Consider the following 7,950-nt stretch of genomic DNA (forward strand, 5'->3'; position numbering starts at 1 on the left):
GATCAAGTTTGAGGAAAGAGCAGCAGGCACCAAGCATAAAATTCAGTCTGATCATCAGCATTATCGCAGGGGTTTTATTACCGTTATTTGCAGCACTTCTGGTATTGTGTGTGATGATGCAGCGGACCATTTCTTCCAACATTGCAGAATCTTATCAGATGATGTTTGACCAGAATATCCGGGAAATTGACACGGCGATTCTCCAGTCGAACTATGTCAGCAGTGCAATGATCACTTACACGGAAAATAATGGTCTTCTGCGGGAATACTATCAGGCTGGCAATGCCTATGAACGGAGCGTGGCTGCTAAAAAGATCCGGGATATGATCTTAAACCGTAATGTCATAAACCTGGCGAGCTTTGGCGGTGAGATGATCCTTTTGATGAACGATGGTCTTCTGATCAGCTCGGAAAAAGCAGTGGAAACGGGATTGTCGCTGGAGGGGCAGGCGTGGCTGAAAAAGGTGCGGGAAGAAAAATCCAATCCTTACTGGGACACCGCAATCAGTGCTTTATTTGACCAGTTGAATCCAGATAATTACGTGACATACGGAAGAGAGTTAACCCGTTATGGTCAGAAAGTTTACGGATATGCCCTGATCGCACTTCCGAAAAAACTGTTTTTTCAGTCCCCGGATGATATCCGTTATCAGAAGGGAAGGATGTTCATGTTTTCTTCGGATGAGCGTCTTTTAACCGGTGCATGCGAACACTATTCCGAAGAAAGACTGGCTGAAATTTTGCAGCAGTGGAAAGCAAATGACCAGAAAAACGGAAACTATGATGACTGTTACGTGCTTGGCAAACGTCTCTCTTCCTGCAGCAATGTAGTCCTTTATGTGGGAAACCGGCATGCGATCTTTGAGCGGAGTGAACAGATCTTTTATTATCTCTGGATCTTTATGGCTGTGATCACGGCGCTTTCCGTTGCCATTACCTGGTGCATTTCCCAGTATATCACAAAGCCAATTCTGCTTCTGGCCGGAAAAATCCAGCAGATTGAACATATTGACACAAAGAAACTGGTACTGGAAAAGAATCATTTCCAGGAGACACTGGAACTGGAACATGGAATGCTGCGTGCAAAGGAGCGAATCCGGATTTTACTGGAAGAAGTTCGGCATGAAGCGAAAATGAAAGAAAAAGCCCGGTTTGATGCATTAAAGGCACAGATCAAACCGCACTTTCTGTTTAATACGCTGAATGCGATTCACTGGAAAGCTTCGATCAATGGAGATCAGGAGGTTGCAGAAGTTTTATCCAATCTGGGTGTGCTTCTGAGTGAAACTTATAAAAATGATAATGAACTTGAGACCATAGACAATGCGATCTATATCCTGGAAGCTTATGTCAAGATCATGGAGGTCCGGTTTGGCAATAAGGTGGAATTTTTCTGTGTGAATTCGGATGAACTTGGAGAATACCTGATTCCAAGATTCTGTCTTCAGCCGCTTGTGGAAAACTCCTTTATCCATGGCATGAGTCACACGGAAAACGGACTTATTGTTTTAAGGGGAGAACAGAATGGAAACGATATCGAGCTTACCCTGATCGATAACGGAGAAGGTCTGCATGGAAAAGAATTGGATCTCTCAAAAGAAAGTGAGGACAATAAACGCGGAATTACGGGAATCGGATTATCCAATATCCATAAGCGGATCCAGACACTTTATGGTCCGGATTATGGACTGAACATCGATACAACCGTGGAAATCGGGTTTAAAATATCGCTGCGGATTCCGGCGATGAAACGGGAGGCAAAAGCAGATGAAAGCGCTGATAGTAGAAGATGAATTACTTGCAAGGTTGGGAATGCGCTCTCTGATTGACTGGGAGTCTTTGGGAATTACATTGTTAGAAGACGCAAGTGACGGGGCGGAAGCATTAAAGAAAATGGAAAAGGAACAGCCGGATCTGATCCTGCTGGATCTGAACATTCCGGAGATCAACGGACTGGAACTTCTGCAGATGATCCGGCAGAGAAATCTGCCGTGCAAAGTGATCGTAGTCAGCTGTTATGAGGATTTTGATACGGTAAAAAAAGCGATGAAACTCGGAGCTGCAGACTATATCCGGAAGTTTGGATTATCGAAAGAAGAATTGTTATCTTCTTTAAAAAATGTGATGGAAATGCCGGCAGAAGTCCCTTCTTATCTGCAGCAGTCAGCGGTGCAGAGCAGCATGAAAATGCGGAAAAAACTGCAGCAGATTCCAGAAGAATTTCTTTCCGGATATGTTTTAAGCTTCTATATGCTTTGGAAATATTCGGAAGAAATCACGGACATGAAAATCGTAGAAACGGTTGCCTGTCAGTATTATCAGAAGCTTGGAAGAACCCTGATGAGTGCTTTTTATGAAGGGAAACTGCTCATTCTTTTGAAAGAAGAAACAACGCTGGAAGAGGTGGAAAAACTTCGGAAACTGATCTTTCAGTTTGTCACAAACCGCTGTTACATCAGTATCACACCGTATCATTTCAAGGAGCAGGATGACCAGTTTTTTATCCATGTGGCAAATGCCATTGAGGTATATGGTTTCTACGAATGTGGTCCCAAAACCGTATTCATGGAGAAACCGCTGGAGATCAACAAAACTTTTCCTTTTGATGTGGGAAGTTACATGGAACAGCTGGAGCATGGAATTGCAAAGATTTCGGAAACAGATATCAAAAATACGCTGCAAAAGCTGTTCGATGAGATTTCCGGGAATCCGTATTTGTCTGTGAACCTGGTAAAAAAACTGATGATTGAAATCCTGAGCCGGTTTTCCAAAAAGGCCGGACTTCTGGGCGGGGCGATTGAGGAGATTGAAGTCCAGGAAAGCTACAAGCACTATCAGAAAATTGTAAATATGACCAGCTTTCAGGGACTTCAGAACTGGTGGATGGATTTTATCCCCAAATTTACCGGTCAGTTTTTTACAAGACAGAAAAAATCGGAATCCGATATCATTCAGAGTGCACTGAATTATATCGAAGAGAATCTGGATAAGCCGATTCAGTTATCCGATGCGGCAAGACTGATCGGAGTATCGGAGCCGTATTTAAGCTCATTCTTTAAAAGTTCCATGAATGAGAATTTTATTCCATATGTGAACCGGCAGAAAATGAAACGGGCAAAAGAACTGCTGGCGGACGGAAAACTGGTTTACCAGGTGTCAGATATTCTGGGATATGAAAATACAACCTATTTTTCCAAAGTATTTAAACGGGTTGAGGGTATGACACCGGAGCAGTACCGGAAAAATCTGTATGAAAGAAATGGGGGCGGGAATGAATGAACGATGTTGCATTTGAATGGAGCATCCCCTATGTGCCGGGAAGAAAACAAAAATGTTTTAAAGTTCTCCTGATTGTAGAAACGATCGTTTTTTTATTCAACGGCCTGTTTCTTATAAGGGCACTTCTGGTAGTCAGTGCTGCGCTGGCTGTGATCAGTTTTCTGCTGATTCAGAGCTGGAAAATAGAATATGAATTTGAGTATGTAAATGGAAGTATGACAATTTCCAAAATCATACGAAAAGAAAACCGCAGAGAGTTATATCAGGTTTCTGTAAGTGAAGTGGAATCTTTTGTAAAAGGCAGACAGCCGGCTGGCAGCCGCCGGGTGCGCGATTATACATCAAACCGTCCGGATGCTTCTGTTTTTACATTAAACACGAAAAACGATGCGATTTATCTGGAGCCGAATGAAGCATTTTTAAATGAGATGCATTACAGAAGGCTGTGGAATGAGAAGTAAAATAATGGTAGAAAGAAGGATGGGCATATGGCTAACGTACAGTTAAAAAACGTATTCAAGAGATATCCGAACGGATTTGAGGCAGTAAAAGATTTCAATCTGGAAATTGAAGATCAGGAATTTGTAATTTTTGTCGGACCATCTGGTTGTGGAAAATCCACGACGCTGCGTATGATTGCCGGTCTGGAGGAAATTTCGGATGGCGAATTGTATATCGACGGACAGCTGATGAACGAAAAACAGCCAAAAGACCGCGATATTGCCATGGTATTCCAGAGCTATGCATTGTATCCGCATATGACAGTTTATGATAACATGGCATTTTCCCTGAAAATGCATAAGGTTCCGAAAGATGAAATCGATAAGGCAGTAAGGGAAGCTGCGAAAATCCTGGATCTGGAACCGCTTCTGGAACGTAAGCCAAAGGCTCTGTCTGGTGGTCAGCGTCAGCGTGTGGCGATGGGACGCGCCATTGTCCGCAAGCCAAAGGTATTTTTGATGGACGAGCCGCTTTCCAACCTGGATGCAAAACTGCGCGGACAGATGCGTGTGGAAATTTCCAAGCTGCACCAGCGCCTGGGAGCAACCATTATCTACGTAACCCACGACCAGACCGAGGCCATGACCCTGGGTACCCGGATCGTTGTTATGAAAGACGGTGTGATCCAGCAGGTAGACAGCCCGCAGAACTTATACAGCTGCCCATGCAATAAGTTTGTTGCCGGTTTTATCGGTTCCCCGCAGATGAATATGATAGAAGCACAGGCGGTTGAAGAGGGGAATACCGTGATCCTGGAGTTTGGCGGCATCCGGGTTCCGTTAAACGAAAAAAAATCGAAAGCACTGCGAGACGGCGGATACATTGGAAAGAAAGTCGTCATGGGAATCCGTCCGGAGCATATTTATGGGGGAGAAACAGAAAAAGAGAAAGCAGACCTGGTACATTTTGATGTGGATGTCAAGGTATATGAGATGCTTGGAGCAAATGCGCTGATCTATTTCGATGTGGACCAGACCGGATGGGTTGCATCCTTAGATACTTCCATTCCGTTAAAGAGCGGGGATCAGGTCCGGCTTGGACTGGATGCTGAGATGGTTCACGTGTTTGACTGTGATACAGAAAAAACCATTACAAACTAAAAAAGAAAAGATAAAAAAGAAAAGCGGACGTGCCGGTTGGTGCGTCCGCTTTTGAATTTTCGTACGGCTGAAAAAGCCTTTCGCAGCAGTTTTTCAGCCTTTCGTTTTTAACAACCCGATACTGCAAGAAAAAGCTGCATGTAATAGCATTGCTCTTGTCCGCGTATTCCCTGTATAAGAAAGGTGGAAAACAGCTGATTTTGGCAGTTCAGACCATTCTTTTGTGCATGTGCGATCATATCCTTTATCACCTGGACGGGCGGAATGCGGTCCTGCGAAGTGCAGAATGCAGACAGATACTGTCTGGACGGATTTGTACAGGGAATGTCGCTGGGAATCGGGTAATCAGCATATTCTGCCATATCTTTATGGAGCAGGAGAGAGGAACGCTGATAATTGAGACACAGGGCATCCTTTTGTGCTGCATGCCGGGAAACTGTCAAGGGCGTTTCTGACGATGTTGTCTGGAGCTGAAATTCATCAAACAGATACATCGTGTCCAACCCGTTGTATTCCCTTGCATACTGGAACCATTGTTCCAGACCATCCTGAAAGGTCAGGTTGGACTCGATCAGATAGGAATCCGGAATCGAGCAAAGAAAAATCTGCCCCGCATATTTCTGCATGTTTTCACAGTCATTTTTAGTGAGTTTTAAGCGGGCAATTTTGCGTTTGTGTTCCAGGATCGCTTCCTCTTCTTCTTCCAGACGATGGTCGATGATCCGGTTTAACTGTTCATTTGAATCGGCAGAATCCTCTGCGTTCCATAGTGAAGCAAGATCATCCAGGCCGATATCCATTTTTCTCTGGTAAAGGATACCGAGAAGCCTGGAAAGATCTGTTTCTGTATAATAACGGTAACCATTTTCTGCTTTTTGTGCAGTGATCAGTCCGCGTTTTTCGTAATGGCGAATGGTATCGCGGCTCATGCCCATAAGGCTTGCCACATCTCCAATCCGGTATTTTCGTTGATTCATGCTGCTTGACCTCCTGGCAAGATGGTATCAGGAGAACGAAGAAAAATCAACCAGTGTAATAAAATCGTAAAAATGTGTAAAAATAAATCAAAAGATAGCGGACAGATCACAAGAAATTCTCAATAAGCAGTTAATGAAAATTTTCCTCAGAAAACTGGATTGACTTAAAAGTTAGCTTATGCTAACATAAACACATCGGGTTAGCGGCGGGTAACCAGATGCGAGCCAAGAAGAAACCTTACAGGAGGAATGGCACATGTCAGCAGAGACCATGCTTCATTTTCTGAACAACTGTACATCGGAAGAAAAGTTTGGCTTCCGGGTTGTGACACAGTGTGCCCCGGTTTTAAAAGGAGTAAAGATTTCGAATCTTATTACCATGAAACCGGGCGGATGGCGTAAGATCCGTGCATATCTGAAGAAAAGCAGGATTATCTGTATTCCGCTTTATATGGATGCAGAAAAAGAAGTTTTATTTCTCTACCGCTATGAACAGCTGGAACGGCATTTGAAAAGCCGGGAAGTCCGGGAGTTTTTGGAAAACTGCGGCTATGACCGGTTTGATGTAGCGTCTGTGCTGGCGAGACTTCGGAGACGGTATCAGCGGTATGCCGGGACTGCGAAAGAATTTCCTCATGAACTTGGCGTTCTGCTTGGATATCCGGTGGGAGATGTGAAAGGGTTTATCATCAACCGCGGAGAAAACAGCCTGACATCCCGCTACTGGAAAGTATACCAGAATCCGAAGGAAGCTGAAAAAATCTTTGACCTGTATGACCGGGTGAAAGAACAGGCTTTGAGGGAAATCATGTGCGGACGGACCTTGTCCCATGTGGCAGTGTCCTAAACATGAAAATACCATGCAGCCGGAAATAGAAAGGAGAATAACGAACATGAAAGAAGTAAACGTAATCTACTGGAGCAGCACAGGAAATACACAGGCTATGGCTGAGGCTGTAGGTGCAGGTGTGGAAGAAGCAGGCGGAAAGGCAAATGTCATCGAGGTATCCGCAGCAGATGTTTCTATGTTAAAGGATGCAGACAGCTTCGCACTGGGCGCTTCTGCTATGGGTGATGAGGAACTGGATGCAGAAATGGATGATTTTGTGACCGCAGTAGAGGGAATCTGCTCTGGCAAGACCGTTGGCCTCTTTGGTTCTTATGACTGGGGCGATGGCGAATGGATGCGCAAATGGGTAGAGCGTATGCGTGCAGCTGGCGCAAATGTTGTAAACGGTGAGGGTGTGATCGCAAATCTGACTCCGAACGATGATGATGAGGCAGCATGCAAGGCACTTGGTGCAGCACTGGCAAAATAAAAAGAATCATATCGATAAAAATCCTGTTGTCGCTTGTGTATCCGTGAATTGTAATATTGCAGGTTGAAGCAGCGGTAAAAAATCAGCGGACGCGCCACCGGCGCCTCCTCGATATGCCACGTAATGATAAATGCCCCGTGGATGCCGGATGAAAAGTCTGGGTCGCGGGGCATTCTTGTGCTTTCCTGCGAAAATTGTTCTGTAAAATAATGCAGGAATGTGGATGGGATTTCACAGAATGAACACAGAATTTCCATTTTCAAATCACATTCGCTATATAAAATGGACGGCATGAAAAGGAGTGCATATCATTATGAAGCGGAATAAACGATTTTACCAGAGCGGTTTATGGCTTGCGGCAGTGACCGCAGCAGCTGCGATATCTGGATGCCAGACCGGATGAGGCGGGAAAGCCGGACGATGCGGGAAAACCAGGAGAAGCAGACCGGACGGCAGATGCAGAAAAAACGGAAGCAGCCGGTTAGCCAGAGAACGCAGACAGAACGAAGCCGGAAGCAGGGAGCACTGAAACCGGGAATGCAGGACGCACTGCTGGAACCGAAAAAGGGACGGATCTGAGCACTTTCCTGAGCTGGGATGGCTCTGAGTCTGGAGAACAAGACCGACGCCGATGTAGATTATGCACTGGTGTGGGATCAGCCGCATGGAGATGCTGATTATGACGGAGAACTGGTCCAGTGGATCGAGAAAATCTGTGCTGACTTGAAAAAGTAAATTCCAGTGCAAAAGTAAATTCCACCGCTCTTTTAAAAG

At 44.9% G+C, this 7,950-nt stretch carries 9 protein-coding genes; 8 read left to right on the plus strand and 1 reads right to left on the minus strand.

Translation table 11 applies throughout. The annotated features are described in order from the left end of the window. The first annotated feature begins 8 nt into the window (after nucleotides 1-8). Genes DXB18_RS13250 through ugpC form a run of 4 tightly spaced genes read left to right on the plus strand, consistent with a single transcriptional unit; the run spans nucleotide 9 to nucleotide 4,880 of the window. On the plus strand, nucleotides 9-1,793 hold the full coding sequence (locus tag DXB18_RS13250) for a histidine kinase (protein ID WP_118708280.1): 1,785 nt from the start codon (nucleotides 9-11) through the stop codon (nucleotides 1,791-1,793). Continuing rightward, nucleotides 1,768-3,279: a response regulator gene (locus tag DXB18_RS13255; protein ID WP_118708282.1), complete on the plus strand. Its 1,512-nt coding sequence runs from the start codon at nucleotides 1,768-1,770 to the stop codon at nucleotides 3,277-3,279. Before DXB18_RS13250 ends, DXB18_RS13255 begins: the two co-directional genes overlap by 26 nt. Then, the gene (locus DXB18_RS13260; RefSeq protein WP_118541074.1) at nucleotides 3,276-3,740 is read left to right on the plus strand and encodes a DUF6106 family protein; all 465 of its coding nucleotides are present in this window, start codon (nucleotides 3,276-3,278) and stop codon (nucleotides 3,738-3,740) included. The genes DXB18_RS13255 and DXB18_RS13260 overlap by 4 nt, the downstream gene beginning before the upstream one ends. A gap of 27 nt (nucleotides 3,741-3,767) precedes the next feature. After that, nucleotides 3,768-4,880 (plus strand): sn-glycerol-3-phosphate ABC transporter ATP-binding protein UgpC, encoded by a 1,113-nt coding sequence (gene ugpC, locus DXB18_RS13265; RefSeq protein ID WP_118708284.1) that lies wholly within the window; start codon nucleotides 3,768-3,770, stop codon nucleotides 4,878-4,880. Between the two features lie 107 nt (nucleotides 4,881-4,987). Here the strand turns inward: ugpC and DXB18_RS13270 are convergent, their stop codons facing one another. After that, nucleotides 4,988-5,857 (minus strand): MerR family transcriptional regulator, encoded by an 870-nt coding sequence (locus tag DXB18_RS13270; protein WP_118708286.1) that lies wholly within the window; start codon nucleotides 5,855-5,857, stop codon nucleotides 4,988-4,990. 256 nt (nucleotides 5,858-6,113) lie between these two features. Here DXB18_RS13270 and DXB18_RS13275 point away from each other — a divergent pair, with 256 nt between their 5' ends. The 4 genes from DXB18_RS13275 (at nucleotide 6,114) to DXB18_RS16250 (ending at nucleotide 7,911) form a co-directional block, all read left to right on the plus strand. Continuing rightward, on the plus strand, nucleotides 6,114-6,704 hold the full coding sequence (locus DXB18_RS13275) for a DUF3793 family protein (protein WP_118541069.1): 591 nt from the start codon (nucleotides 6,114-6,116) through the stop codon (nucleotides 6,702-6,704). A gap of 46 nt (nucleotides 6,705-6,750) precedes the next feature. Further along, nucleotides 6,751-7,176: a flavodoxin gene (locus tag DXB18_RS13280; RefSeq protein ID WP_118541067.1), complete on the plus strand. Its 426-nt coding sequence runs from the start codon at nucleotides 6,751-6,753 to the stop codon at nucleotides 7,174-7,176. Nucleotides 7,177-7,524: 348 nt separating this feature from the next. Continuing rightward, nucleotides 7,525-7,755, plus strand: coding sequence for a hypothetical protein (locus DXB18_RS13285; RefSeq protein WP_118708288.1), 231 nt, complete (start codon nucleotides 7,525-7,527; stop codon nucleotides 7,753-7,755). Between the two features lie 18 nt (nucleotides 7,756-7,773). Further along, entirely contained in the window at nucleotides 7,774-7,911 is a 138-nt protein-coding gene (locus tag DXB18_RS16250; RefSeq protein ID WP_182430574.1) for a hypothetical protein, read from the plus strand. The last annotated feature ends 39 nt before the right edge of the window (nucleotides 7,912-7,950 follow it).

It is taken from the genome of Clostridium sp. OM02-18AC, from assembly GCF_003481825.1.
In the GTDB taxonomy this organism is placed as follows: Bacteria; Bacillota; Clostridia; order Lachnospirales; family Lachnospiraceae; genus Brotaphodocola.

Coding starts and splice junctions, on each gene's coding strand:
- ugpC (WP_118708284.1), top strand. CDS start 3,768: ATGGCTAACGTACAGTTAAAAAACGTATTCAAGAGATATCCGAACGGA.
- DXB18_RS13275 (WP_118541069.1), top strand. CDS start 6,114: ATGTCAGCAGAGACCATGCTTCATTTTCTGAACAACTGTACATCGGAA.
- DXB18_RS13285 (WP_118708288.1), top strand. CDS start 7,525: ATGGCTTGCGGCAGTGACCGCAGCAGCTGCGATATCTGGATGCCAGAC.
- DXB18_RS13280 (WP_118541067.1), top strand. CDS start 6,751: ATGAAAGAAGTAAACGTAATCTACTGGAGCAGCACAGGAAATACACAG.
- DXB18_RS13255 (WP_118708282.1), top strand. CDS start 1,768: ATGAAAGCGCTGATAGTAGAAGATGAATTACTTGCAAGGTTGGGAATG.
- DXB18_RS13270 (WP_118708286.1), bottom strand. CDS start 5,857: ATGAATCAACGAAAATACCGGATTGGAGATGTGGCAAGCCTTATGGGC.
- DXB18_RS13260 (WP_118541074.1), top strand. CDS start 3,276: ATGAACGATGTTGCATTTGAATGGAGCATCCCCTATGTGCCGGGAAGA.
- DXB18_RS16250 (WP_182430574.1), top strand. CDS start 7,774: ATGGCTCTGAGTCTGGAGAACAAGACCGACGCCGATGTAGATTATGCA.